This window comes from Thioclava sp. F1Mire-8, from assembly GCF_002213165.1.
Taxonomy (GTDB): domain Bacteria; phylum Pseudomonadota; class Alphaproteobacteria; order Rhodobacterales; family Rhodobacteraceae; genus Thioclava; species Thioclava nitratireducens.
The window spans coordinates 260,986-286,255 of the sequence record NZ_NBNY01000004.1; the positions used below are offsets into that span (position 1 = coordinate 260,986).

At 65.3% G+C, this 25,270-nt stretch carries 22 protein-coding genes; 16 read left to right on the forward strand and 6 right to left on the reverse strand.

Annotated elements, in window-relative coordinates; all coding sequences use genetic code 11:
- Positions 1-35: 35 nt before the first annotated feature.
- A complete protein-coding gene (locus B6V75_RS14885) occupies positions 36-356 on the forward strand; it encodes a hypothetical protein (RefSeq protein WP_088720202.1) in 321 nt (106 codons plus the stop codon).
- On the opposite strand, the gene B6V75_RS14890 is transcribed toward B6V75_RS14885, so the two are convergent.
- On the reverse strand, positions 353-778 hold the full coding sequence (locus B6V75_RS14890; RefSeq protein ID WP_075775615.1) for a DUF1489 domain-containing protein: 426 nt from the start codon (positions 776-778) through the stop codon (positions 353-355). The genes B6V75_RS14885 and B6V75_RS14890 overlap by 4 nt on opposite strands.
- A 159-nt stretch (positions 779-937) precedes the next feature.
- On the opposite strand from B6V75_RS14890, the gene B6V75_RS14895 reads away from it, so the two are divergent.
- On the forward strand, positions 938-3,202 hold the full coding sequence (locus tag B6V75_RS14895; RefSeq protein ID WP_075775614.1) for an adenosylcobalamin-dependent ribonucleoside-diphosphate reductase: 2,265 nt from the start codon (positions 938-940) through the stop codon (positions 3,200-3,202).
- Positions 3,203-3,311: 109 nt separating this feature from the next.
- Here B6V75_RS14895 and B6V75_RS14900 read toward each other — a convergent pair whose 3' ends face one another.
- The 5 genes from B6V75_RS14900 to B6V75_RS14920 all read right to left on the reverse strand — a co-directional run bounded on the left by B6V75_RS14900 (position 3,312) and on the right by B6V75_RS14920 (position 7,659).
- A complete protein-coding gene (locus tag B6V75_RS14900; RefSeq protein WP_088720203.1) occupies positions 3,312-4,445 on the reverse strand; it encodes an ABC transporter permease in 1,134 nt (377 codons plus the stop codon).
- Positions 4,442-5,416 carry an ABC transporter ATP-binding protein gene (locus B6V75_RS14905; protein ID WP_088720204.1) on the reverse strand — a complete coding sequence of 325 codons (975 nt, stop codon included), beginning with the start codon at positions 5,414-5,416 and terminating at the stop codon, positions 4,442-4,444. Before B6V75_RS14905 ends, B6V75_RS14900 begins: the two co-directional genes overlap by 4 nt.
- Entirely contained in the window at positions 5,413-6,366 is a 954-nt protein-coding gene (locus tag B6V75_RS14910; RefSeq protein ID WP_088720205.1) for an HlyD family efflux transporter periplasmic adaptor subunit, read from the reverse strand. Before B6V75_RS14910 ends, B6V75_RS14905 begins: the two co-directional genes overlap by 4 nt.
- Entirely contained in the window at positions 6,359-7,015 is a 657-nt protein-coding gene (locus B6V75_RS14915; protein WP_075775610.1) for a TetR/AcrR family transcriptional regulator, read from the reverse strand. The genes B6V75_RS14910 and B6V75_RS14915 overlap by 8 nt, the downstream gene beginning before the upstream one ends.
- Positions 7,016-7,263: 248 nt before the next feature.
- A complete protein-coding gene (locus B6V75_RS14920) occupies positions 7,264-7,659 on the reverse strand; it encodes a cupin domain-containing protein (protein WP_088720206.1) in 396 nt (131 codons plus the stop codon).
- A 943-nt stretch (positions 7,660-8,602) separates the two neighbouring features.
- Between B6V75_RS14920 and B6V75_RS14930 the strand changes: the two genes are divergently transcribed.
- The 14 genes from B6V75_RS14930 to recN all read left to right on the forward strand — a co-directional run bounded on the left by B6V75_RS14930 (position 8,603) and on the right by recN (position 25,269).
- Positions 8,603-9,841, forward strand: a complete 1,239-nt coding sequence (locus tag B6V75_RS14930; RefSeq protein ID WP_240496978.1) for an FAD-binding domain-containing protein — start codon at positions 8,603-8,605, stop codon at positions 9,839-9,841.
- A 150-nt stretch (positions 9,842-9,991) separates the two neighbouring features.
- Positions 9,992-11,158: a putative peptidoglycan glycosyltransferase FtsW gene (locus B6V75_RS14935; protein WP_075775608.1), complete on the forward strand. Its 1,167-nt coding sequence runs from the start codon at positions 9,992-9,994 to the stop codon at positions 11,156-11,158.
- An 18-nt stretch (positions 11,159-11,176) separates the two neighbouring features.
- Positions 11,177-12,280 (forward strand): UDP-N-acetylglucosamine--N-acetylmuramyl-(pentapeptide) pyrophosphoryl-undecaprenol N-acetylglucosamine transferase, encoded by a 1,104-nt coding sequence (locus tag B6V75_RS14940; RefSeq protein ID WP_088720209.1) that lies wholly within the window; start codon positions 11,177-11,179, stop codon positions 12,278-12,280.
- Complete coding sequence (gene murC, locus B6V75_RS14945; RefSeq protein ID WP_075775606.1) at positions 12,277-13,686, forward strand: UDP-N-acetylmuramate--L-alanine ligase; 1,410 nt, start codon at positions 12,277-12,279, stop codon at positions 13,684-13,686. The genes B6V75_RS14940 and murC overlap by 4 nt, the downstream gene beginning before the upstream one ends.
- An 84-nt stretch (positions 13,687-13,770) precedes the next feature.
- Entirely contained in the window at positions 13,771-14,961 is a 1,191-nt protein-coding gene (locus tag B6V75_RS14950; RefSeq protein ID WP_088720210.1) for an APC family permease, read from the forward strand.
- Entirely contained in the window at positions 14,958-15,209 is a 252-nt protein-coding gene (locus B6V75_RS14955) for a DUF2484 family protein (RefSeq protein ID WP_075775604.1), read from the forward strand. Before B6V75_RS14950 ends, B6V75_RS14955 begins: the two co-directional genes overlap by 4 nt.
- A 48-nt stretch (positions 15,210-15,257) precedes the next feature.
- A complete protein-coding gene (gene murB, locus B6V75_RS14960) occupies positions 15,258-16,190 on the forward strand; it encodes a UDP-N-acetylmuramate dehydrogenase (protein WP_088720211.1) in 933 nt (310 codons plus the stop codon).
- Positions 16,191-16,256: 66 nt separating this feature from the next.
- Positions 16,257-17,171 (forward strand): D-alanine--D-alanine ligase, encoded by a 915-nt coding sequence (locus tag B6V75_RS14965; protein WP_075775602.1) that lies wholly within the window; start codon positions 16,257-16,259, stop codon positions 17,169-17,171.
- Positions 17,159-18,124 (forward strand): cell division protein FtsQ/DivIB, encoded by a 966-nt coding sequence (locus tag B6V75_RS14970; protein WP_088720212.1) that lies wholly within the window; start codon positions 17,159-17,161, stop codon positions 18,122-18,124. Before B6V75_RS14965 ends, B6V75_RS14970 begins: the two co-directional genes overlap by 13 nt.
- Positions 18,121-19,446 (forward strand): cell division protein FtsA, encoded by a 1,326-nt coding sequence (gene ftsA, locus B6V75_RS14975; protein WP_088720213.1) that lies wholly within the window; start codon positions 18,121-18,123, stop codon positions 19,444-19,446. Before B6V75_RS14970 ends, ftsA begins: the two co-directional genes overlap by 4 nt.
- A 269-nt stretch (positions 19,447-19,715) precedes the next feature.
- Positions 19,716-21,416 (forward strand): cell division protein FtsZ, encoded by a 1,701-nt coding sequence (ftsZ, locus tag B6V75_RS14980; protein ID WP_088720214.1) that lies wholly within the window; start codon positions 19,716-19,718, stop codon positions 21,414-21,416.
- Between the two features lie 234 nt (positions 21,417-21,650).
- The gene (gene lpxC / locus B6V75_RS14985; protein WP_088720215.1) at positions 21,651-22,571 is read left to right on the forward strand and encodes a UDP-3-O-acyl-N-acetylglucosamine deacetylase; all 921 of its coding nucleotides are present in this window, start codon (positions 21,651-21,653) and stop codon (positions 22,569-22,571) included.
- A gap of 178 nt (positions 22,572-22,749) precedes the next feature.
- Positions 22,750-23,598 (forward strand): outer membrane protein assembly factor BamD, encoded by an 849-nt coding sequence (locus B6V75_RS14990; RefSeq protein WP_075775738.1) that lies wholly within the window; start codon positions 22,750-22,752, stop codon positions 23,596-23,598.
- A 21-nt stretch (positions 23,599-23,619) separates the two neighbouring features.
- On the forward strand, positions 23,620-25,269 hold the full coding sequence (gene recN, locus B6V75_RS14995; protein ID WP_088720217.1) for a DNA repair protein RecN: 1,650 nt from the start codon (positions 23,620-23,622) through the stop codon (positions 25,267-25,269).
- Position 25,270 lies beyond the last annotated feature (1 nt).

The following is a 25,270-nucleotide window of genomic DNA, read 5'->3' on the forward strand; positions in this document are numbered from 1 at the left end:
TCCACCCGCCTAGGTTCGAGTGAAGGATTTTCGCGATGATCGAGAAGATGGAAGATGGACCCGAAGGCGTCGCGGCACTCCGCGCGTCGGGCACCGTTCTCAAGCATGACGTGACCGAGGCGATGCGCCTCGTAGGCACGGCGGACCGGATGATGGTCGTCGTCGCGCCGCGCTTCGATGGCTACATGGCCGAACTGATCGGCGGGCTGCGCCAAAGCTGCGAAGACGGTCAGGCCGGGCGCTGCGCGCTGGTCATGCCGGAGGATATGCGCTCCGAGGCGGATTTGCAGGGCGAGGGCGGCGCGTTCCGCATCTTTACCGTGCAGGCGGAGGCGGAACGCTGGCTCGGCTCTTAGCGCAGGCCGATTTCCGAGAGCGCCACTGCAAGCTCGCGGGGCAGAGCCTCTTCGCGGGCACGGCCTTTGGGCAGATCGCGGGGTGCATCCTCGGGGCTGAGATAACGCCAGCCCTGGAAGGGGCGACGCGACAGGGCCTCTGTCCGGATCACCTCGCGGTCGAGCACGATGGCGCAGCGCGCGATCCCGTCCGCGCCCATCACTTCGGACAGTTCCAGAATGCGCTGGCGCGCCAGCACCGCGCCCTTGAAGACCCAGTACAGCGACCCGCCGTTGAGGATTTCGTCCGCGCGTTTCGGCCACATGCGCGTGACATGCATCGCCGGCCCTTTGCCATAACGGCTGGCCTGCCACGCGATCAGGTCTTCGACCTTCTCGGCGCCGACGCACAGTTTTATCAGATTCACCACTTTGTCACCCATACCCCTTAACTAGGATTTCGTTCCCGCGACGGCAATGTCCGATTTGCGTCTGGTCATGCGAAGAGGCCTTAGGTATAGTGTCAGCCCGCCCCCGACGCACGATATGCGGCGGGGGCTTTCGATTTCTGACCTCACTCGAACTGCTGCCACGAGGACCTCATGAGCCGTTTTGCCGCCCCGATTGCCGAACAGATCTGGGACATGAAATACCGCCTGAAAGAGCAGGACGGGACCCCGATCGACGCCACCGTGGAAGACAGCTGGCGGCGGATCGCGCGCGCCTTGGCCGAGGTCGAGGATAAGCCCGCGAAATGGGAGGAGAAATTCTACGGCGCGCTGGAAGATTTCAAATATCTCCCCGCCGGCCGGATCGCCGCAGGTGCGGGCACGGGCCGCGCCGTGACACTGTTCAACTGTTTCGTCATGGGCACGATCCCCGACAACATGGGCGGCATCTTCGACATGCTCAAGGAAGCCGCGCTGACGATGCAGCAGGGCGGGGGAATCGGCTACGACTTCTCGACCATCCGTCCGCGCGGGGCCGAGGTGAAGGGTGTCGCCGCCGATGCCTCCGGCCCGCTGAGCTTCATGGATGTCTGGGATGCGATGTGCCGCACCATCATGTCGGCGGGCTCGCGCCGTGGCGCGATGATGGCGACGATGCGCTGCGATCACCCCGATATCGAGAGCTTCATTACCGCCAAGCAGGATTCGGCCCGTCTGCGGATGTTCAACCTGTCCGTGCTGGTGACCGACGCGTTCATGGAGGCCGTGAAGGCGGATGGTCCGTGGGATCTGAAATACGGCGACAAGGTCTATCACACGCTGAACGCCCGCGATCTGTGGAACAAGATCATGCGCGCGACCTATGACTACGCCGAGCCGGGCGTGATCTTCATCGACCGCATCAACAAGATGAACAACCTCAACTATGTCGAGCAGATCGCCGCGACCAACCCCTGCGGCGAGCAGCCCCTGCCACCCTATGGCGCCTGCCTGCTGGGCTCGATCAACCTCGCGCGGCTGGTGACGAACCCGTTCGAGGCGGATGCGGGTTTGGATCCCGAGCAGCTCGACGAGATGGTGCGCCTTGCGATCCGCATGATGGACAACGTGGTCGACGCCTCGCGCTTCCCTCTGGAGCAGCAGCGCGAAGAGGCGCAGAACAAGCGCCGCATCGGGCTGGGTGTGACCGGTCTGGCCGACGCGCTCCTGATGCTGGGCCTGCGCTATGGCTCGGAAGAGGCCGCGGCACAAACCGAAGCCTGGATGAAGCAGATCGCGCGGGCGAGCTATCTCGCCTCGGTCGATCTCGCGAAGGAGAAGGGGCCGTTCCCGCTGTTCGACGCCGAGAAATACCTCGCCTCGGGCAACATGATGCAGATGGATGACGACGTGCGCGAAGCGATCCGCGAGCACGGCATCCGCAATGCGCTGCTGACGTCCATCGCGCCCACGGGCACGATCTCGCTCTACGCGGGCAACGTCTCCAGCGGCATCGAGCCGGTCTTCGCCTATGCCTACAAGCGCAAGGTGCTGCAACCCGACGGTTCGCGCACCGAGGAAGAAGTGGTCGATTACGCGGTGCAGATGTGGCGCGACAAGTTCGGAGACAAACCGCTGCCCGACTATTTCGTCAATGCCCAGACGCTCGCGCCGATGGACCACGTCCGGATGCAGGCGGCGGCGCAGAAATGGATCGACAGCTCGATCTCCAAGACCATCAACTGCCCCGAGGATATCCCCTTCGAGGCGTTCAAATCGGTCTATATGGAAGCTTGGGACACCGGCTGCAAAGGCTGCACCACCTACCGTCCGAACGACGTCACCGGCTCGGTTCTCAGCGTTTCCGAGAAGTCCGAAGACGCGCCGGAAGTCGATGAGGGCGCCGATGTGGTCTACCTGACCGAGCCGCTGGACCGTCCCGCGGCGCTCGAAGGCTCGACCTACAAGATCAAGTGGCCGGGCTCGGAGCACGCGATCTACATCACGATTAACGACATCGTCCAAGGCGGCCATCGCCGTCCCTTCGAGGTCTTCATCAACTCCAAGAACATGGAGCATTTCGCCTGGACCGTGGCGCTGACCCGGATGATCTCGGCGGTGTTCCGGCGCGGTGGCGATGTCTCCTTCGTGGTCGAGGAGCTGAAAGCCGTGTTCGATCCGCGCGGTGGCGCTTGGATGCAGGGCAAATACATCCCCTCCATGCTCGCGGCGATCGGCGGCGTCATCGAGCGTCACATGATCTCCATCGGCTTTCTCGAAGGCGAGGGCATGGGCCTGAAATCCGACCCCGAGGCCGACCGTATGGCCATCGGCGAAGCCCCCCGCGGCAAGGCCTGCCCGTCCTGCGGCTCCTACGCCCTCCGGATGGTCGAAGGCTGCATGACCTGCGCCGATTGCGGCCATTCGAAATGTGGCTGAGCTGATCCGGCCATTGATATGAAAAGATCTGCCCCTGACCGTCTGGTCAGGGGCTTTTCTGTTCCAGCGGTTTACGATCTTCGATCTGATTTCATTCGCTGGACCGGCATCAATCCAGCGTCTGCCGGTAGCGCAGCAGCGAGATGACGATGATCGCCACGCCGATGATCAGGATCGCGCGCAGGTCGCCGGTGATGTCGGCCAGGTGGGCGCCTTTGAGCATCACCTTGCGCACGATCCGCAGGAAATGCGTGGCCGGGATCGCCGCGCCGATTACCTGTGCCCAGCCGGGCATGCCTGCATAGGGGAACATGAACCCCGAGAGCAGGATGGTCGGCAGGATCGTCATGAAGCTCGCCTGCATCGCCTGCATCTGGGTGCGCACGAGGGTCGAGATCAGGAAGCCGAGGGCGAGGTTCACCACGATATAGAGGTTGAAGCCGATGAAGAAGGCCAGACCCGATCCGAGGAACGGCACCCCGAACAGAAGCTTCCCGGCGATCAGGAACACTATGGTCTGGATGTAGCCGATCACAACATAGGGCAGGATCTTGCCCAGCATCACCTCGAGCGGTCGGACCGGTGTCGCGATCAGGGTCTCCATCGTGCCGCGCTCCGTCTCTCGTACGATCGCGATGGCCGTGATCAGCACCATGGTCATCGCGAGGATCACGGCGATCAGCCCCGGCACGATGTTCAGGGAGGTTTCGCCTGCCGGGTTGAATTGCTTGTGCACGACGACCGAGAACGGCGGCGGTTGCCCTGCGACCGGGGCGAGGGGGCCCTCGAACGTTTGCTTCACCGCGGTGTCGACGATCCCCGCCAGGGCGCCTACGGCCGTCCCCACCGCCGTCGGGTCGGAGGCATCGGCGCTGACCAGCAGCTTCGGCGAGAGGCCCCGCACGATGTCGCGTTCGAAATTGGGCGGAATGACCACGACGAAATTCGCGGTGCCGTCGCGAAGCGCGCGATCACCCTCTTCGGCGCTGGTCACGATGCCCTCGAATTTGAAGTAATCCGAGGTTTCCATGCCTGACAGCACCGCGCGCGCCACCGGGCTCTCGTCGGCCATCTCGATCAGGGTCGGCAGGTGATGCGGGTCGGAATTTATGATGTAGCCGAACATGATCAGCTGCAGGATCGGGATGCCGATCATCATCGCGAAGGTCATCCGGTCGCGCCGCATCTGGATGAATTCCTTGTAGAGCACCGCTCCGAAACGCGACAGAGAGAACCAGCTCATGCGGAGGGGCCTCCGTTGACACCGAAATTGTCGGCCGCTGTCGCCATCAGGTAGATGAAGACCTCTTCGAGCTCGGCCTCTTTCTTCTCCCATTTGCGTGCGTCGTTTTCGTTCCGCTTTTCAGCGACGACCGCGTCAAGCCCGGCGCTGTCGGTCGAGGAGACATGAAGCTGGGCGCCGAACCGCGCCACCTGTTCGACCCTGGGATCGGCGCGCAGATCGTCTTCTAGCTGGATCAGATCGCGGCCGGAGACCCGCCAGGTGGTCAGGCCGACCTGATGGGAGATCTCGGCCGCCGGCCCGTCGATCAGCTTCTTCCCGTAGGCGATATAGGCGATGTAGTCGCATTGCACCGCCTCATCCATGTAATGCGTCGAGACCAGCACCGTGACGCCCTGCTTGCTGAGCTGGCGGATCTCGTCCCAGAAGTCGCGTCGCGCCTTCGGGTCGACCCCGGCGGTGGGTTCGTCGAGCAAGAGGAGCGCGGGTTTGTGCTGCATGCACGCAGCCAGCGCGAGGCGCTGTTTCCAGCCCCCCGACAGCGTGCCTGCCAACTGCTTGCCGCGCCCCTCGAGGCCGAGCGTGCGCAGCGTCTCGTCCACCACCTTCTTGCGGTTTTTCACCCGATACATCCGCGCCATGAAGTCGAGGTTCTCACGGATCGTCAGATCGCCATAGAGCGAGAACTTCTGCGTCATGTAGCCGACGTTTTCCTTGATCAGGCGCGCGTCCTTGCGGATGTCGTAGCCAAGGGTGTGACCTTCGCCACCATCGGGGGTGAGCAGGGCGCACATCATCCGGATCGTGGTGGTCTTGCCCGAGCCGTTGGGTCCGATAAAGCCGTAGATCGCGCCTTTCGGCACCGACATGTCCACCGCGTCCACGACCTTTTTGCCACCATAGATTTTCGTCAGCCCGCGCACTTTGATCGCGGGCTCGGTCTCGGAGATCGCAGCCGGCGTCGTGGTCATTTCACTCGCCTCAGGCTGACCGGCTGGCCGGGTAGGAGCGTCGCGCCCGCAGGAATGCGCGCCTCGGCGCGGAACACGAGCCGCGACCGTTCTTCGCGGGAATAGATAATTGGCGGCGTGTATTGCGGCTCGGAAGCCATCTTGCTGATCGTCACCTTGATGCCGGTGTCACAGCCGTCGCATTCCATCTCCAGCTGATCGCCGAGCGCAAAGTCGGCGCGCTCGGCCTCGGGCAGGAAGAACAGGACCTTTAGCGCGTTCGGCGGCAGGATCGACAGCACGGGCGCCCCCGCTGCGGCCACTTCCCCGGCCTTGTAATAGACCGTCTCGATCCGCCCCTCCACCGGCGCGGCGACCGTCATGTCATCGAGTTGCGACCGCGCGAGATCGGCATCGGCCTGTGCTGCCTCGAGGGTTTTCTGGGCAGCCAGAAGCTGTGCGCTGCGCGCGGGCAGGGCGGCCACTTCGAGCTGAGCCTTGAGTTGGGCGACCTGCGCCTCGGCCTCTTCGAGCGCAGCGCGGTCGACATCCACCTTGGCCTGCGCGACGATCTCTCGGGCGAACAGATCTTCGGTGCGCTTCAAAGCGGATTCCGCGAGATTGCGATGCGCGATGGCCTGTTCCAGCGAGGCCTTGATTACCTCGATCTCCGGGTCGCGAGAGCCGGTTTCGAGGTTGTTCAGATTGGCGCTCGCGGTCCCGATCTTGGCTTCGGCGGCGCGGACCGCAGCCTGCTGCTTGGTCGAATCCATGTCGAACAGGAACTGGTCGGCCTTCACCGTGTCGCCTTCCACCACCGCCAGCGTCTTGATGCGTCCGGTGACCGAGGGGGCGACGTAGACATATTCGCCTTCGACATAGCCCGAGTAATGCGGCATCGGGGCGTCCCCGTAGCCGGGAATGATCGCGGCGAGCAGTGCGCTGATCCAGGCGAGGATGGTATCAAGCATCGGTCGAACCTTCTGTGGACAGGAAAACGCCGTGGAACAGGATATCGAGGTGGTTCTCGATCAACTGGTCGATCGCGAGCCCCCCCTCCGGCACGACGTTGAAGATTTCCGCAAGCAAGAGATGCACGACGATCGGACCGATGACCGAGCGCAGGGTCAGTTCGGGATCGACCGGGCGTAGTTGGCCTGACGCGATGCCCTGCCGCACCATTTCAGTCGCTGCGGGCAGGACGTGGTCGAACACCTCGCGCCGATACATCGCGGCGATCTCGGGGGCGACGACGGCTTCGCGGATCACGACCTTGGGGATCGCCAGCACCTTCGGGTCCGAAAGCGAGGTCGCTATCAGCGAGAACAGCGCGCGCAACGTGCCGCGCGCGTCGTCGGAGCTCAGTTCGACAAGGGCTTGCGCCCGCGCGGCGATCGGAGAGACAGCCCGCCGCACCAAGCCTTCGAGAATGGCCTGTTTCGAGGGGAAATAGAGGTAGACCGCCCCCTTGGAGAGCCCTGCGGTCTTGGCGATCTGGGCCACGGACGTATGGGCGTATCCCTTCTCTTCGAAGAGCGTGAGGGCCGCGTCGAGCACCTCGTCGGGCCGCGCCTCGGCGCGACGGCGGAATTTGGGCTCGGGCGAGTCGGAGGTCGTCATGGAAAGAAAGTAACTGACCGGTCGGTCAGTAGCAATGATTTTGAATACTTCCTCGCCGGTTCAATGCAGTCCGCGAAAGAGTAGGGCTCGGTGCCGGCCACGCTGTGGTCGCTGGATAAAGGTGCGGTCGGGAGTGCGGGAGATGGAGAGCGGATCCAGCCGCTTGCGACGAGCGGTACTCGCGGAAGCCGCTCGCATCGTTTCGTTCTTGGAGAGAAGGCCGAGCCGCGCGGGCCCGGCCATCAGGGTCAGCCGTTATAGTCTTCGTCGGCGACTTTCTCGAGCCATGTGACCGGCGAGCCGTCGATGCTCTCCTGAATCGCGATATGGCTCATCGCGGTCTCGGACGAGGCGCCGTGCCAGTGCTTTTCGCCTGCCGGGAACCAGACGACATCGCCCTGGCTGATCTCTTCGACGGGGCCGCCTTCGCGCTGGACGCGGCCGCGCCCGAAGGTGACGATCAGGGTCTGGCCCGCCGGGTGGGTGTGCCATGCGGTGCGCGCGCCGGGCTCGAACGTGACATGGCTGCCCGAGGTGCGGCCGGGCTCTTCGGCCTGAAACAGCGGGTCGAGGCGGACGGTGCCGGTGAACCAGTCTTCGGGGCCCTGCATCGAGGCGTTGGTGCCGGAGCGAATGATCTTCATGGGAAAACTCCTTTCTTGGGGTAGGGGAGTGCGGGGCTCAGCCGCGCAGGTTCTCGAAATCAGAGCTGCCCGCCATAGACGGGACGTTTGAAGTGCACGACTTCGGTTCATGTCCTGCAACCTAGTGCGGCAGGGGCGACAGGATAATCGGTGGAATCTTTACAGCACTCATGAGCAAGAGCCATGAATGTGCAGGTTCATTCAACCGAGCGTGATAATGGGAGCCCGGTCAACTGCGCTCCCGCAGGGCTTCCAGAACCGCCCCGAAGGCGGAGGACGGGCGCTGTCGGCTGGGGTAATAGAGGTGGCGCGTGGTTCATGACGTCCACGGATTATACAGTGCGTCATTTCAGGTAGCCTGCGTCGCTTACCTGCGCGCCCCAGGTCGCAACAGATGAGCGCCGTTCATCTGTGGCAGTATTGCCTCCAGCAGCGTGAGGCACCGGCCATGCGCTTTCCGAGGTTTCTCAGACCCGTCGCGGCGCTGTTCATCGTCGCGAGCATGGCCAGCGCTCAGGAAGCGAAAGGAGACAGCATGATCCCGATCATAGTGACCGTGACCGCAGGCGAGACGGTGCTGACCGCGAAGCTGGACGACACGCCCGCGGGAGCGCGTTTTCGCGAGCCTGATCCGCTGGGGCTGACCCAGTGAGACGCCCACGGCGTCGAGAAGATCGCCGACCTACCGCGCGAACTCGACGCGACCAACGCGCCTCGGAGCTATGAGCCGAAGACGGGCGACATCACGCTTGATGCGCCGTGGGGCAATCTCGCGATCTTCTACAAGCCCTTCGCCAACTCGCCGAGCCTCGTGCGGCTGGGTACGTTCGACGGGTCGGTCGAGGTGCTGATGAGCAACCCGACGGTGCGGTTCGAACTGGCCGAGTGATCGCATATCTTCTTCGCGGCGTAGATCGGTAGTCCTGACCCAAAAGGAGACGCCGTGACTGTAGCCGAGCCTTTGCCATGTCCTGCTGCCACCCGCGCTGCGGGCGAAGAGCGCCTCGCGCGCTTCACGCCGAGGATGGGCGCGGCTTACGCGCAGGGGCGCAATTTCGATCACGGGGCCGGTCGGCACAGGGATGTCTCGCAACTCTCTCCCTATCTGCGCCGCCGTCTTGTGCTGGAGCGGGATGCGGTGGCGCGGGCCCTCGACGCCCATGGGGCAAAAGCTGCGGAGAAATTCGTGCAGGAGGTTCTCTGGCGAGGCTATTTCAAAGGCTGGATGGAGCATCGTCCGGCAATCTGGATGCGCTATCGCGACGGCTTGGCGCATGACCTCGCGACTCTCGAGGAGAGCCCCAAGCTAGCGGCGCGTGTGAACGACGCCGAGGCGGGACGCAGCGGTATCGCCTGTTTCGACGCATGGGCGACAGAGCTGCGCGAGACCGGTTATCTGCACAACCACGCCCGGATGTGGTTCGCCTCGATCTGGATTTTCACGCTTCGGCTGCCGTGGCGGATCGGGGCGGATTTCTTCTATCGCAACCTGCTCGATGGCGATCCGGCCTCGAACACGCTCAGCTGGCGCTGGGTGGCGGGGCTGCATACGCGGGGCAAGTTCTATGCCGCCGAAGCTGCCAATATCGCGCGCTATACCGGCGGGCGGTTCGCGCCCGATCCCGCACAATTTGCGGCGGTGAGTGCGGGGCTGGAGGCGCAAGAGCCAGAGGGGCTGCCCCCGGTCGCCCCGTTACGCGCGCCGCGCGCCCCGCAGCCGGGGCTGCCCACGGCGCTTCTGATTACCGAGGAAGACTGCCGCGTCGAGGATTTCGATCTGGGCGCGCTCGACCTGCGCGGGGTGGCGACCGTCAGCGCAAGCCATCTGCGCTCGCCGCGCGCGGTGGCCGAACATGTCGCCCGGTTCGAGCGTGACGCGCTCGCCGATGCTACGGTTCGCTCAGGAATCTCTGAAGGGCGGCCCATGGGAGCCGACGATCTGGCCGTGCTCGTGGAATGGGCGCTAAGCCTTGGTGCCAAGCAGATCGTCACGCCCTTTATCCCGGTCGGCCCGCTTGGCGACTGGCGGGAGAGGGCGGACGCGGCGCTGGGCCAGCACGGTATTGCGCTGTGCGAGGTCAATAGGGATTGGGATCGCGCTATCTGGCCCCATGCCACGGCCGGTTTCTTCAAGATCAAGAAGAAGCTCCCGCGCATCCTCGAGGAGCTTGATCTGACCTGAGGGCGGTGGCCATCGCACCTGCCCTTGCCGATCATCGCCGAGTGATCGCGTCGCAGTTGAATTTTCCTAGTCATCTCAAAGCTTTTGGGCTACGATTCCATTCAGACCCGGAAAACGGGCGTATTCGAGGCAGTAACGGCAGTATAGCCCATGACAGAAATGGCATTCGGCACCGTCCCCGTGCGGGTCGGTGAACCCGTCTTACCGAAATGGTGGCGCACGATCGACAAATGGGCGCTCGGCGCCGTTTTGGCGTTGTTCGGCCTTGGCATGCTTCTGGGGCTCGCAGCCTCGGTGCCGCTGGCAGAGCGCAACGGACTCGAACCCTTCTATTACGTGAAACGACAGGCGGCCTTCGGCGTGTTGGCGCTGTGCGTGATGCTGGGCATCTCGATGCTCGATCCGAAACAGGTGCGCAGGCTCGGCGTGATCGGCTTCGTGGGCGCGTTCATCGCGGTGATGCTGCTGCCGGTGCTGGGCACCGATTTCGGCAAGGGCGCGGTGCGCTGGTATTCCTTCGGCTTCGCCTCGATCCAGCCCTCCGAATTCCTGAAACCCGGTTTCGTCATCATCACCGGCTGGTTCATGGCCGCAGCGCATGAGGTCGGCGGGCCGAAGGGGCGGCTCTATTCCTTCCTGCTGATGGTGATCATCGTCGTGGCGCTCGCGCTGCAGCCCGACTTCGGTCAGGCCTCGCTGGTGCTCTTCGCCTGGTCGGTAATGTATTTCATCTCGGGCGCGCCGATCGCGCTGCTGACGGGGATCGGGGCGATGACCGTCGCAGGCGGCTTCTTCGCCTATAACTTCTCGGAACACTTCGCGCGCCGGATCAACGGGTTCCTGTCGACGGATGTCGACCCGCGCACCCAGATCGGCTACGCGACGAACGCCATCCAGGAGGGCGGATTCTTCGGCGTGGGCGTCGGGCAGGGGTCGGTGAAATGGTCGCTGCCCGATGCGCATACCGACTTCATCATCGCGGTCGCCGCCGAGGAATACGGCCTCATCCTTGTCCTCGTCATCATCGCGCTCTACGCGACGGTCGTGATCCGGTCGCTGCTGCGCCTGATGCGCGAGCGCGACCCGTTCACCCGGCTCGCAGGCGCGGGTCTGGCATGCGCCTTCGGCGTTCAGGCGATCATCAACATGGGCGTCGCGGTGCGCCTTCTGCCCGCGAAAGGCATGACTTTGCCGTTCGTCAGTTACGGTGGCTCTTCGGTCATTGCTTCGGGGATTGCGGTGGGTATGTTGCTCGCGCTGACTCGGACCCGGCCGCAGGGGCAGATTTCGGATATTCTCGCCCGGCGCGGTCGCTAAAACCCTCAGGAGGGGGACATGGCCAAGGACACGACCCCGCTACTGCTGATCGCCGCTGGCGGCACCGGCGGGCACATGTTCCCCGCACAGGCGCTGGCCGAGGCGATGGTGCGCCGGGGCTGGCGCGTCAAGCTGTCCACGGATGCGCGCGGTGCGCGCTACGCGGGCGGCTTTCCTCATACGGTGACGGTGGAGCAGATCGCCTCGGCGACCTTCGCGCGCGGCGGGGCGCTCGGCAAGCTGGGCGTGCCCTTCAAGATCGCGGGCGGTGTGGCCTCGGCCATCCGCAAGAACCTGTCGGACAAGCCGACGGTCGTGGTGGGTTTCGGCGGCTATCCGACGATCCCGGCGCTGTCCTCGGCGGTCGCGCTCGGCATTCCGCGTGCGATCCACGAACAGAACGGCATCATGGGCAAGGTGAACCGCGTCTTCGCCAAGAGGGTGAACCGCTTCGCCTGCGGCACCTGGCCGACCGATCTGCCCGAGGGCGTGCAGGGCGAGCACACGGGCAATCCGGTGCGGGCTTCCGTGCTGGAGCGTGCGGGGGCTGCCTATATTCCACCGGGCGATTACCCGATGTCGGTCCTCGTGATCGGCGGCTCGCAGGGCGCGCGCATCCTGTCTGACACGGTTCCGGCCGCGATGGCGAGCCTGCCCGAAGCCGCCCGCGCCAATCTGCGCGTCTCCCATCAGGCGCGCCCCGAAGATCTCGACCGGGTCGTGGCCGCCTATGAGGCCGCGGGCATCAGCGCCGAGGTCGAGCCCTTCTTCAACGACGTGCCGCGCCGCCTCAGCGAATGTCAGCTGGTGATCTCGCGCGCGGGCGCATCATCGGTCGCGGATATCTCCGTCATCGGGCGGCCCGCGATCCTGATCCCATATGCCGCCGCCGCTGGCGATCACCAAGCGGCCAATGCGCGCGGTCTCGCGAAGACCGGCGGCGCGATCACCATCCCCGAAAGCCAGCTCTCGGCAGAGAGCCTCGCGGATCAAATTTCACTGGTGCTGGACAACCCCGAGGGCGCGCTGCAGATGTCGCGCGCGGCCCTCTCCTACGGGGTGCCGGACGCCACCGAGCGGCTTGTCGCCCTCGTCGAAGACCTAGCAGGAAAGACTCAATGAACGCGACCAAACTGCCCGGAGAACTCGGCCCCATCCATTTCGTCGGTATCGGCGGGATCGGCATGTCCGGCATCGCCGAAGTGCTGATGACGCAGGGCTTCACGGTTCAGGGCTCGGATGCGAAATCCTCGAAAATCACCGACCGCCTGGCCACGCTGGGCGCGACCATCTTCGAAGGCCAGCGCGCCGAGAATATCGGGGAGGCTGGAGTCGTGGTGATCTCCACCGCGATCAAGCCGGGCAATCCCGAGCTGGAAGAAGCGCGCCGCCGCGGTCTTCCGGTCGTGCGCCGCGCCGAGATGCTGGCCGAGCTGATGCGCCTGAAATCGAACATCGCGATCGGCGGTACCCACGGCAAGACGACGACCACGACACTGGTCGCGACGCTTCTGGACAAGGGCAATTTCGACCCGACCGTGATCAATGGCGGGATCATCCACGCCTATGGCTCGAATGCGCGCGCAGGCGCGGGCGAGTGGATGGTGGTGGAGGCCGACGAAAGCGACGGCTCGTTCAACCGTCTGCCCGCGACCATCGCCATCGTGACCAATATCGACCCCGAGCATATGGAGCACTGGGGGTCATTCGACGCGCTGCGCAAGGGCTTCTACGATTTCGTTTCGAACATCCCGTTCTACGGGTTGGCTGTCTGCTGCACCGATCATCCAGAGGTGCAGACGCTGGTCGGCAAGCTCAATGACCGCCGCGTCGTGACTTTCGGCTTCAACGCGCAGGCCGATATCCGCGCGATCAACCTGCATTACGAGGCGGGCGTCGCGCATTTCGACATCGCGCTGCAGGGCGAAGAGGGAAAGCCGGTGATCGAGGGCTGTACGCTGCCGATGCCGGGCGATCATAACGTCTCGAACGCGCTGGCCGCCGTCGCGGTGGCGCGCCACCTCGGGATGAAGATGGGCGAGATCAAGGAGGCGCTTGCGGGCTTCGGCGGTGTGAACCGGCGCTTCACCAAGGTGGGCGACGTGCTGGGCGGGGTGACGATCATCGACGATTACGGTCACCACCCGGTCGAGATCGCCGCGGTGCTGAAAGCGGCGCGTCAGGCGGTGAAGCCCGGTGCGCGTGTGATCGCGGTCCACCAGCCGCACCGATATTCGCGTCTGCATTCGCTGTTCGACGATTTCTGCACCTGTTTCAACGAGGCCGATGTGGTCGCCATCGCCGAGGTCTTCTCGGCGGGCGAGGAGCCGATCGAGGGGGCGACGCGCGACGATCTGGTCGCCGGTCTGATCGCGCATGGTCACCGTCATGCTCGTGCCATCTTGTCGGAAGATGATCTGGCCCGGCTGGTGCGTGAACAGGCGCGTCCCGGCGATATCGTCGTCTGCCTCGGGGCGGGGACGATCTCGACCTGGGCGAACAACCTGCCTGCGAAGCTGGGGGGCTGAGCAGGCGCCGGGGTGAACCGGCACGACATCCAAAAGGCTTGCGGCGCTGCCACGTCGTCTCATGTGGGCAAGGAAAGCCGCGCTATGCGTGACGAGGCGCATCTGAAACGTCGATTGGGTCCGTGGCTGATGACCGGCTACGGGGTCGGCGTCATGGTGGGCGCGGGTATCTACGTGCTGGTCGGCGCGGTCGCCGCGCAGGCAGGGATCTGGGCGCCGCTGGCCTTCGTGCTTGCGGGGCTGATCGCGGCCCCCTCGGCGCTTTCCTATGCCGAACTCTCTTCGCGCATCCCCGAAGCCGCCGGGGAGGCGGCCTATGTCGAGGAGGGGCTGCGCAGCCATGCGCTGGCTCTGATCGTGGGGCTGGGCATTGTCGTGGCAGGCACGGTCTCCGCGGCGGCGGTGCTGCGCGGTGGGGCGGGGTACATGACGCTGCTGGTGCCGTTGCCGGTCGAGGGCGTGATGATCGCCTTCGGGCTGGCGCTGATCGGCGTCGCATGCCTCGGCGTGCTCGAATCCGTCGGTCTCGCCGCGGCGCTGACGCTGGTCGAGGTGGTCGGGCTCGCGCTGGTCATCTGGGCGGGGCTCTCCGCCGCTCCGAGCCCCGATCTCACGCCGCTGCCCGCGCCGCACTGGGCCGGGATCGCGGCGGCCGCCTCGCTCGCTTTCTTCGCCTTCATTGGTTTCGAGGACATGGTGAACATGTCCGAGGAGATGCGCGACCCCATCCGTGACATGCCGCGCGCGATCCTCGCCGCGCTCGCGATCACCGCCGTTCTGTATCTGACCGTGAGCTATGCCGCCGTGCGTGCGGTGCCGCTGGCCGATCTCGCCCGCTCCGAACAGCCGCTGGCGCTGGTATGGCAATCGGCGGGGCACGCGCCCGGAATCCTCGCCGCGATCGCGGTGGCGGCGGCGCTGAACGGGGTGCTCGCGCAGGTGGTGATGGCGGCGCGCGTGCTGTTCGGTCTCGGTCGCCGCAGCCCCGCGCTTTCGGTTTTTCATCAGGCGCATCCGCGCTTTGGCACGCCGGTTCTCGCGACACTTCTTTGCGGCGTGGCGATGATTGCGCTTGCGCTCGCCGCCCCGGTCGAGCAATTGGCCGGTATTACCTCGAAGGTGCTTCTGGGCGTCTTCCTTCTCGTTAACTTGTCGCTCGTCGCGCTGAAAAGCCGGTCCGACTATGCGCCGTTCAAGGTGCCGATGGCGGTTCCGGTGGTGGGCGCATTAGTCGCCGGAGCGGCCCTGATTGCAGCCTTGGGAGGTTTCTCATGACCGTCTCGCTCTTTCTCGCTTGTGTCTGGGCACTCATAGCCACGCTGATCGCGATGGGACCGCGGCGGTTTCATTGGCCGGGCGCGTGGGGGCTGATCGCGGTGGGGGTGCCGCTGGTCGGCTGGGTGACCTATCAGAACGGTCCGATCTGGGGGCTGCTGGTCATGGCGGGCGGGATGTCCGTGCTGCGCTGGCCGGTCATTTTCCTCGTCCGGGCGCTGCGCGGCACGCGCGACACCGCTGAGTGAGCTCACGATCGCTTGCTTCGCCCCGCGCGCGAGGCTACGAAACGCGCCATGACCGATTGCCCCTCGACCTATACTCCGCGCGGCGCTCTGACGCCGAACCGTCCGCTTGACTCGCTGACCTGGCTTCGCGTGGGCGGCCCGGCCGACTGGCTGTTCCAGCCTGCCGACGAGGATGACCTTGCCGCCTTCCTGAAAGGCCTGCCCGAAGAGATCGCGGTCTTCCCGATGGGCGTCGGCTCGAACCTGATCGTGCGTGATGGCGGTCTGCGCGCGGTGGTGATCCGCATGGGGCGCGGTTTCAACGGCATCGACTGCGAGGGCGAGACCGTCACCGCAGGTGCGGCGGCGCTGGACGCCCATGTCGCGCGCAAAGCGGCGCAGGCGGGGCTCGATCTGACCTTCCTGCGCACGATCCCCGGCGCGATTGGTGGCGCAGTGCGGATGAACGCGGGCTGCTACGGCAGTTACGTGGCCGACCACCTGATCGAAGCGCGTGCGATCACGCGGGCAGGGCAGCGGGTCACGCTCACGCCCGCCGATCTGAACTTCGCCTATCGTCAAAGCGATTTGCCCGAGGGCTGGGTGCTGACCGGCGCGACTTTCCGCGCCGAACCCGGCGATCCGGCGGCGCTCGAGGCGCATATGGCTGAACAGCTGGCCAAGCGCGACGCGACCCAACCCACCAAGGAGCGCACCGCCGGATCGACCTTCCGCAACCCGGCGGGCTTTTCCTCGACGGGACGCGCCGATGACACGCATGAGTTGAAGGCGTGGAAGGTCATCGACGACGCCGGCATGCGCGGCGCGCGCATCGGCGGCGCGCAAATGTCGGAAAAACACAGTAATTTTATGATCAACACTGGCGGGGCGACCGCGGCCGATCTCGAAAATCTCGGGGAAGAGGTGCGCAAAAAGGTTGTGCAATCGAGCGGAATTTCGCTAGAGTGGGAAATCATGCGTGTAGGAGAATTCGAGGCATAAGACCTCCACCCTACAACGCAATTACCGGACGGGGGCCAACCCCCGCATGAGGCGAAAGTAGCGGGTATGTCGAGCAGGGCATCCCACCGTGTGGCGGTTCTTCTGGGCGGCCCTTCTGCTGAGCGGGAGGTGTCTCTGTCCTCGGGGCGCGAATGCGCCAAGGCATTGCGCACGGCGGGTTTCGAAGTGATCGAGATCGACGCGGGAGAGGATCTTCCGCAACGGCTGAACGATGCCGCGCCTGACTGTGTTTTCAATGCTTTGCACGGTCGCTGGGGCGAAGATGGCTGCGTTCAGGGCATGCTCGAATGGCTCCGTATCCCCTATACTCATTCCGGCGTTCTGGCCTCTGCGCTGGCCATGGACAAGGCCCGCGCCAAGCAGGCCTATGCCGCCGCGAACCTGCCCATCGTGCAATCGGTGATCGCCTCCAGGGGTGACGTGATGGCGCGGCACGTGCTGCCCGCGCCCTACGTCGTGAAGCCGAATAACGAAGGATCGTCCGTCGGCGTCTACCTGGTGATGGACGGCGCGAATTCTCCGCCGCAGCTGTCGGCCGAGATGCCCGAAGAGGTGATGGTCGAGACCTACGCCCCGGGCCGCGAATTGACCGTTTCCGTGATGGGCGAGCGCGCGCTCTGCGTGACCGAAATCATCACCGAGGGCTGGTACGACTATGACGCGAAATACCGCCCCGGCGGATCGCGTCACGTCCTTCCCGCCGAAATCCCCGTCGAGATCACCGAAGCCTGCCTCGATTACGCAATTCGCGCACATCAGGTGCTGGGCTGCCGGGGGCTCTCGCGCACCGATTTCCGCTGGGACGAGGGCAGGGGGCTCGCCGGTCTCGTGCTGCTGGAAACCAACACCCAGCCCGGCATGACGCCCACCTCGCTTTCGCCCGAACAGGCGGCCCATTGCGGCATCGACTTCCCGGAGCTTTGCGCCTGGTTGGTGGAGGACGCCTCATGCGGCCGCTGAACGGGACCACGCCGCGCGAAGCCCCCGGGCATCGCAAAGGCCCCTCGGGCGGCATGGCTCCTCGCGTTTACCAACGCTCCAAACGTCCCGCGCGCCGCGATCCCGCGCCGTCGCGGCTCGCTTTCAAACTCGAACGGCTGTGGCTGACGCCCGCCGTGCGCGCCTTCACCCGGATCGGCCTTCCGCTCGTGTTGATCGTTGCGGGCCTTGGGGTATGGCTCGGCGATCCCGGCCGACGCGCCGAGCTGGTCGCGCAGGTGCAGGATGTGAAGGACGCGATCGAGCATCGCCCCGAATTCATGGTCAAGCTGCTCAAGATCGAGGGTGCGAGTCCCGAGGTCGCGCATGCCGTGCGCGCGATGCTGCCGGTGGGGCTGCCCGCGTCCAGCTTCGACATCGACCTTGATGCCTATCGCGATACGATCCGCCGGCTCGATGCGGTGGCCGATGCGCGCCTCGTGATCCGCCCCGGTGGCGTGCTCGAGGCCGACGTGACCGAGCGCGTGCCCGCGATCCTCTGGCGGCAGCCAGCGGGTCTGGAAATGCTCGACGCCTCCGGCCACCGGGTCGCCACGCTGATTTCGCGCGACGCGCGCCCCGATCTGCCGGTGATTTCCGGCATGGGCGCGGACAAGGCGGTGCCCGAGGCGCTGGAGATCATCGCCGATGCCGGTCCGATCCTGCCGCGCCTGCGCGGGCTGGAGCGGTTGGGCGAGCGGCGCTGGGACATGGTGCTCGATCACGATCAGCGCATCATGCTCCCCGAGACCGATCCCGTCGCCGCTCTCGACCGCATCCTCGCGCTCAATACCGCCGAGGATCTGCTCGCCCGCGATTTCACCGTGATTGATTTTCGAAACAAGGACCGTCCGACGATCCGGCTCAGCGATAACGCGCTCGCCGAATTCCGCCGGGTGCAATCAGACATTCTCAAAGCGAGGGCCACGCAATGACCGATCTCTACGAGTTCCAGCGCGCAATGCGCAACATGCGTAAGGCAGCGATGCAACGGGGCGTGATCGCGCTTCTCGATATCGGCAGTTCCAAGATCGCCTGCCTCGTTCTGAAGTTCGACAATCCCAACGGGACCGAGGATGAAGGCTCGCTGGCGGGTCACGCCTCCGTGCGTGTGATCGGGGCCGCGACGACGCGCTCGCGCGGGGTGCGCTTCGGCGAGATCGACGCGATGGCCGAGACCGAGCGCGCGATCCGGACCGCCGTGCAGGCGGCGCAGAAGATGGCCAATACCCGTGTCGATCACGTCATCGCCTGTTTCGCGGGCGCCGAACCGCGCTCCTATGGTCTCGCCGGTGAGATCGAAGTGCAGGGCGATCAGGTCACCGAGGTGGATGTGAGCCGCGTGTTGGCGTCGTGCGATATCCCACCGCTCGGGGCAGGGCGCGAAGTGCTCCATGCGCAGCCAGTGAACTTCGCGCTCGACCATCGCTCGGGTCTGGCTGATCCGCGGGGCCATGCGGGGCAACGGCTCGCGGTCGACATGCATTTGCTGACCGTCTCCGACACCGCGATCCAGAACCTGATTTACTGCATCCGGCGCTGTGATCTCGAACTCGCGGGTATTGCGAGTTCGGCCTATGTTTCCGGCGTCTCCAGCCTTGTCGAAGACGAGCAGGAACTGGGCGCTGCCTGCATCGACATGGGCGGCGGTGCGACCGGCGTGTCGATCTTCATGAAGAAACACATGATCTATGCCGATGCGGTGCGTCTGGGTGGCGAGCATGTCACCCGCGACATCGCGGCGGGGTTGCGGGTGCCGATGTCGGTGGCCGAACGGATCAAGACCTTCCACGGCGGCGTCGTGGCTACCGGCATGGACGATCGCGAGATGATCGAGCTGGGCGGCGACTCCGGCGACTGGGAGAAGGATCGCCGCCAGGTAAGCCGGGCCGAGCTGATCGGCATCATGCGTCCGCGCGTCGAGGAAATCCTCGAAGACGTGCGTGCGATCCTCGATGCCGCAGGGTTCGAGCATCTGCCCTCGAAGCAGATCGTGCTGACCGGCGGGGCGAGCCAGATCCCCGGCCTCGACGGGCTGGCTGCGCGAATCCTCGGCCAGAACGTAAGGCTCGGGCGACCGATGCGGGTGCAGGGGCTGCCGCAGGCCGCGACCGGGGCGGGCTTCTCTTCCGTGGTGGGGCTCTCGCTTTTCGCGGCGCATCCGCAAGACGAATGGTGGGATTTCGAAATGCCGCCCGAAACGCTGGGCGGGCGCTCGCTGCGCCGGGCCATCCGCTGGTTCCGCGATAATTGGTGAAATGTTGCAAAAGTGAAAATCGACTGATCTCAGACGCCTGTCGCGCGAACTTCAAGTTCGCGTAGCGGCGGCGGTCTGACCGCACGATCCACACAATATCCTGACGTTTGCGCGAAATACCGCTGGTCACGGAATCTGGAGCTCCAGATTTTGTGGTTCGGGACGGTTTTTTGCGTGACGCTGCGGCGATTCATCGCTAAAATCGGCCTAATTTCCATCGAAATCGGCCTGGGACAGGGTCGGGCAGCAACAACAGGCGGACATACCACATGGCGTTGAATTTGATGATGTCAGAGCACGAGGACCTCAAGCCCCGGATCACCGTATTCGGCGTCGGGGGCGCGGGCGGGAACGCGGTCAACAACATGATCGAGCAGCAGCTCGAGGGCGTGGAGTTCGTGGTCGCGAATACCGACGCTCAGGCGCTGCAGCAGTCCAAGTCGCAGGCCCGGGTCCAGATGGGCACCAAGGTCACCGAGGGGCTGGGCGCAGGCGCGCGTCCCACGGTGGGCGCGGCCGCGGCCGAAGAGAGCATCGAGGCGATCGTCGATCACCTTGCCGGGGCGCATATGTGCTTCATCACCGCCGGCATGGGCGGTGGCACCGGCACCGGCGCGGCGCCGATCATCGCGCAGGCCGCGCGCGAGCTTGGCGTGCTGACCGTTGGCGTCGTGACCAAGCCCTTCCAGTTCGAAGGCTCCAAGCGGATGCGTCAGGCCGAGCAGGGCCTCGAGGAGCTCCAGAAGGTCGTCGACACGCTGATCATCATTCCGAACCAGAACCTGTTCCGTCTGGCCAACGAGAAAACCACCTTCACCGAAGCCTTCTCGATGGCCGACGACGTTCTGTATCAGGGCGTGAAAGGCGTGACCGACCTGATGGTCCGCCCGGGCCTCATCAACCTCGACTTCGCCGACGTGCGCGCGGTGATGGACGAGATGGGCAAGGCAATGATGGGCACCGGCGAGGCCACCGGCGAGGATCGCGCGGTTCAGGCGGCCGAGAAGGCGATCGCGAACCCGCTGCTCGACGAGATCTCGCTCAAGGGCGCGAAAGGCGTGCTGATCAACATCACCGGCGGCTACGACCTGACGCTGTTCGAACTCGACGAGGCGGCGAACCGGATCCGCGAAGAGGTCGACCCGGACGCAAACATCATCGTGGGTTCGACGCTGGATCCCGAGATGGAAGGCGCGATGCGCGTCTCCGTCGTCGCGACCGGCATCGACGCGCTGGCGAGCCCGGCGGAAATCCCGGTGCCGCGCCGCTCGCTGGCCGAGCCGCTGAAGCCCGCGGAAACCGCAGCCGAGGCCACCATCGAGCATGCACCCGTCGCAGCCGCCGCTCCGGCGCCGCAACCGGCACCGCAGCCTGCGCCGCAGCACGCGCCGGCCGCTCAGGCAGCCCCGCAGCCTGCGCCGCAATCGCAGCAGACCGCGCAAGAGCGGACCCTGTTCGATGCGCCCGCGGCGCGCGCCACGATGGATCAGCCGCGCGCCCACGAGGCCGCCGACGATCTGCCGCCGCCGGCCTACCGTCCGCAGCCTGCGCCCACGCAGGACCTGCATGTCGAAGACGGCGCGCATGACTATGTCGCACCGCGTCCGCGTCAACCCGGCACCCCTTCGCCGGAGGCGCTGCGTCGCCTCGAGGCGGCGGTGAACAAGACCCCGTCGAACGCGCCCGCGCAGCGTCCGATGGCTGCGACTCGCCCCGCAGCGCAGCAGCCGCAGCCGCAGGCAGAGCGTCCGCGTTTCGGGATCAACTCGCTGATCAACCGCATGACCGGTCACGGCCATGGCGAGCAGGGCCACGCGCCGCAGCAGCACGCTCCGCAGCAGCCTGCGCCGCAGCCCCAGCAGCAGCGTCCGCAGACCGCTCAGCCGCGCGCGGAAGCCTACGATGACGAGCAATCCGACGATCAGGATCGCATCGAAATTCCGGCATTCCTGCGTCGTCAGGCAAATTAATCGGTCACAAAGACTTCACGAAACATCGAAAAGGGCCTGCGCGAGCGGGCCCTTTTCTATTGGAGAACAAAGGTTTACGTCCTCATACGCGGTGTTCCGCCAGATCACGGTCGCAATGTTTCAGGCCGTTACAAAGAGTGAATTGTTAACCGCGCCCTCTCTGACTAACTGATGCTGCGGCTCCCGAACCCGTGTGTTCGTTGATCGCCAGAGAAAAAAGTTGTGAGGTCTATCGTGCAGACGACGCTTGCCAAATCCGTGGCCTTTTCCGGCGTTGGGCTCCATTCGGGCGCCCCAGTCGAGATGCATGTGCATCCGGCGCCGTCGGGCCATGGCATCGTGTTCCGTCGCACCGATGTGTCCGGCGTGAACCCCCGCGTACCCGCCTTGTGGAGCAACGTGCCGAGCGCGACGCTCTGCACGCTGATCGAAAACGAGGATGGCGTCCAGGTCTCGACGATCGAGCATCTGATGGCGGCACTCGTCGGTTCGGGCATTCACAATGCGCTGATCTCGCTCGACGGGCCTGAAGTGCCGATCCTCGATGGCTCTTCGGCCCCGTTCGTCGCCGAGTTCTGCGAAGCCGGTCTGCGGCACCTCGCCGCGGAACTGCGCGCGATCCGCATCCTCAAGCCAGTCGAAGTGCGCAACGGCAAGGCCGTCGCGCGGCTCGAACCGGCCGCCAGCCTCGAGATCGATTTCGCGATCGACTTCACCGACGCCGCCATCGGCCGTCAGAGCAAGCGTCTCAAGATGGCCAACGGCGCCTTCGTGCGCGAGCTGATGGACAGCCGCACCTTCTGCCGCCTCGCCGATGTCGATGCGATGCGCGAGAAGGGGCTGAGCCTCGGCGGCACCTTCGAGAATGCCGTGGTCGTCGATGGCGACAAGGTTCTGAGCCCCGGCGGTTTGCGTCACGCGGACGAACCAGTGCGCCACAAGATGCTCGACGCGCTTGGCGATCTCGCGCTCGCGGGCGCGCCGATCCTCGGTCGTTATCGCGGCAACCGCGCGGGTCACGCGATGACGAACCAGCTTCTGCGGGCGCTGTTTGCGCGCCCCGATGCGTGGTGCTGGGAAACCTGCTCGCCCGCACAGGCTTACAGCCTGCCCGGAGCTGGTGTATGCTCGGCAGCGGCACTGGCATCGGCCTGAACGCATCGCGGCCCGGTCACGGGTTCGCGGGCATCGGGAAAAGGGGCGCAAAACCCGCAAAGGCATTTTGCGCCCCGGATTTTTCTGTGCTAGGACATGCCGAACGGCCTCCGAACCGGGGCAGTGATTGACGGGTCCGGGGCCTTTCTCCGGCAACGAAAGAGGGATGGGGCAGGGCATGGCGCGCGGCAAATTAGCGGCAGCGAAACTCGGGGCTCTTGGTCTTGTTATGGCGCTTTCCGCCTGCGGTCCTGATCCGAACAAAGCACCGAACCTCGAAAACTTCACGGCCAAGCAAATCTACGAGCGCGGCGAATACGAGCTCGAGGTCGGCAATCCGCGGCGTCCCAACACCGCGCTGAAATATTTCTCCGAGGTCGAGCGGCTTTACCCCTATTCGCAATGGGCCAAGCGCGCCTTGATCATGGAAGCCTATGCTCAGCACAAGGCGAAGAATTACGAAGAAGCCCGCGCCTCGGCGCAGCGATTCCTCGACACCTATCCGGGTGACGAAGACGCGGCCTATGCGCAGTATCTTCTGGCGCTCAGCTATTACGATCAGATCGACGAGGTCGGTCGCGATCAGGGCCTGACCTTCCAGGCGCTGCAGGCGCTGCGCGACGTGATCGAGAAATACCCCGATTCCGAATATGCCCAGTCGGCTATGCTGAAATTCGACCTGGCCTTCGATCACCTCGCCGGCAAGGAGATGGAGATCGGGCGCTACTACCTCAAGCGCGGTAACTACACGGCGGCGATCAACCGCTTCCGCGTTGTGGTGGAGCAGTTCCAGACGACGACCCACACGCCCGAGGCGCTGGAACGTCTGGTGGAGGCCTATCTCGCGCTCGGCATCACCGATCAGGCGCAGACCGCCGCGGCGATCCTCGGCCACAACTTCCAGTCCTCGCCCTTCTATCAGGACGCGTACAACCTGCTGCAAAGGCGTGGGTTGAAGCCCGAGGCGAAGGGCGACGGGTGGCTGTCCAGCGTGTATCGACAGGTGATTCAGGGCAAGTGGCTCTGATCTGGGCCCTCATGGTCTGACATGCTTCATTCGCTGGATATCCGCGACATTCTGATTATCGAGAGGCTCGAGCTGGACTTCGGTCCCGGCCTCAACGTGCTGACCGGCGAGACCGGGGCGGGCAAGTCGATCCTGCTCGATTGCCTGGGCTTCGTCCTTGGCTGGCGCGGGCGCGCGGAACTCGTGCGTCAGGGCGCCGATCAGGGCGAGGTGACAGCGGTGTTCGAACTGCCCTCCGATCACCCCGCGCGCGACGTGCTGGCCGAGGCCGGCATTCCCGTAACTGACGAGTTGATCCTGCGTCGGGTGAATGCGCGCGACGGGCGCAAGACCGCGTGGATCAACGACCGTCGGGCGAGCGGCGACGTGCTGCGGCAAGTCTCTGCCTCGCTGGTGGAACTGCACGGTCAATCCGACGATGGCGGCTTGTTGAACGAACGCGGCCACCGCGCGCTGCTCGATGCCTTCGCGGGCCATTCCGAGCTGCTGGAGGCTACCCGCTCCGCCTGGAAAGCGCGCGCAGCTGCGGCGCGCAAGCTTGAGGCGGCGCGTAGCTCACTTGCGGCCGTGAAAGAGGAAGAGGAATTCCTGCGCCACGCCGTGAAGGAATTCGACTCGCTCGATCCCAAGCCCGGAGAGGAAGCCGAACTCGACGGTCAGCGTCGCCTGATGCAGGGCGCCGCAAAAATCCGCGAAGATGTGTCCCGCGCCTTTGCCGCTCTGGGCCCGGAAGGGGCGGAGGGGATGATGCGTGACGCCGATCGCTGGCTGCAGGGCGCTGCGGACCGGGCCGAAGGGCGCCTCGACGCGCCGCTGGAGGCCTTGGAGCGCGCGTTCCTCGAATTGGGCGAGGCAGCCCAAGGCGTGGAGACCGCGCTTGATGCGCTCGATTTCGACCCGCATGCCTTGGAGGCCTGCGAGGAACGTCTGTTCGCGATCCGCGGTTTGGCCCGCAAGCATGGCGTGCTGGCCGATCAACTGGCCGATTTCGCCGAAGGCCTGCGCGAGAAGCTTGCTGCGCTGGACGCGGGCGAGGAGGGGATCGGTGCGCTAGAAGCCGACCTCGCGAAAGCCGGTGCAACCTATGACAAGGCCGCCGTGGCCCTGTCGCAGGCGCGCGCCGAAGCCGCGGGGCAGCTCGATGCCGCGATGGCGGGCGAGTTGGCTCCGCTGAAGATGGACCGCGCCGTGTTCGAGACGCGCCTGTCCGAGGGCGAGCCCGGGCCGGAAGGCACCGATACCGTGCGCTTCACCGTCGCCACCAACCCCGGCGCGCCGGCGGGCCCGCTCAACAAGATCGCCTCCGGGGGCGAACTGTCGCGCTTCCTGCTGGCGCTGAAAGTCGTGCTCGCGCGCGGCACCGATACGCTAACCCTGATCTTTGACGAGATCGACCGCGGCGTGGGCGGAGCCACCGCCGATGCCGTGGGGCGCCGCCTCGCAAAGCTGGCCGAAGGGGCGCAAGTCCTCGTCGTCACCCACTCTCCGCAGGTCGCCGCCCGTGGCGCCACCCATTTCCGCGTCGCGAAATCGGTGACTGACGGCATGACCACGTCCGAGGTCCGCGCGCTGGCCACAGCAGAGCGCACCGACGAGATCGCCCGGATGATCGCAGGCGCCGAAGTCACCGACGCCGCGAAGGCTGCGGCGCTGGACCTGCTGAAGGGGTAGG

Bases quoted from the DNA above. Each gene is read 5' to 3' on its own strand.
- B6V75_RS14950 (WP_088720210.1), top strand. From the start codon at position 13,771: ATGCGTGACGAGGCGCATCTGAAACGTCGATTGGGTCCGTGGCTGATG.
- B6V75_RS14915 (WP_075775610.1), bottom strand. From the start codon at position 7,015: ATGACGACCTCCGACTCGCCCGAGCCCAAATTCCGCCGTCGCGCCGAG.
- B6V75_RS14895 (WP_075775614.1), top strand. From the start codon at position 938: ATGAGCCGTTTTGCCGCCCCGATTGCCGAACAGATCTGGGACATGAAA.
- B6V75_RS14890 (WP_075775615.1), bottom strand. From the start codon at position 778: ATGGGTGACAAAGTGGTGAATCTGATAAAACTGTGCGTCGGCGCCGAG.
- B6V75_RS14940 (WP_088720209.1), top strand. From the start codon at position 11,177: ATGGCCAAGGACACGACCCCGCTACTGCTGATCGCCGCTGGCGGCACC.
- B6V75_RS14935 (WP_075775608.1), top strand. From the start codon at position 9,992: ATGACAGAAATGGCATTCGGCACCGTCCCCGTGCGGGTCGGTGAACCC.
- B6V75_RS14920 (WP_088720206.1), bottom strand. From the start codon at position 7,659: ATGAAGATCATTCGCTCCGGCACCAACGCCTCGATGCAGGGCCCCGAA.
- ftsA (WP_088720213.1), top strand. From the start codon at position 18,121: ATGACCGATCTCTACGAGTTCCAGCGCGCAATGCGCAACATGCGTAAG.
- B6V75_RS14990 (WP_075775738.1), top strand. From the start codon at position 22,750: ATGGCGCGCGGCAAATTAGCGGCAGCGAAACTCGGGGCTCTTGGTCTT.
- murB (WP_088720211.1), top strand. From the start codon at position 15,258: ATGACCGATTGCCCCTCGACCTATACTCCGCGCGGCGCTCTGACGCCG.
- murC (WP_075775606.1), top strand. From the start codon at position 12,277: ATGAACGCGACCAAACTGCCCGGAGAACTCGGCCCCATCCATTTCGTC.
- recN (WP_088720217.1), top strand. From the start codon at position 23,620: ATGCTTCATTCGCTGGATATCCGCGACATTCTGATTATCGAGAGGCTC.
- B6V75_RS14885 (WP_088720202.1), top strand. From the start codon at position 36: ATGATCGAGAAGATGGAAGATGGACCCGAAGGCGTCGCGGCACTCCGC.
- B6V75_RS14900 (WP_088720203.1), bottom strand. From the start codon at position 4,445: ATGAGCTGGTTCTCTCTGTCGCGTTTCGGAGCGGTGCTCTACAAGGAA.
- ftsZ (WP_088720214.1), top strand. From the start codon at position 19,716: ATGGCGTTGAATTTGATGATGTCAGAGCACGAGGACCTCAAGCCCCGG.
- B6V75_RS14910 (WP_088720205.1), bottom strand. From the start codon at position 6,366: ATGCTTGATACCATCCTCGCCTGGATCAGCGCACTGCTCGCCGCGATC.
- B6V75_RS14905 (WP_088720204.1), bottom strand. From the start codon at position 5,416: ATGACCACGACGCCGGCTGCGATCTCCGAGACCGAGCCCGCGATCAAA.
- B6V75_RS14970 (WP_088720212.1), top strand. From the start codon at position 17,159: ATGCGGCCGCTGAACGGGACCACGCCGCGCGAAGCCCCCGGGCATCGC.
- B6V75_RS14965 (WP_075775602.1), top strand. From the start codon at position 16,257: ATGTCGAGCAGGGCATCCCACCGTGTGGCGGTTCTTCTGGGCGGCCCT.
- B6V75_RS14955 (WP_075775604.1), top strand. From the start codon at position 14,958: ATGACCGTCTCGCTCTTTCTCGCTTGTGTCTGGGCACTCATAGCCACG.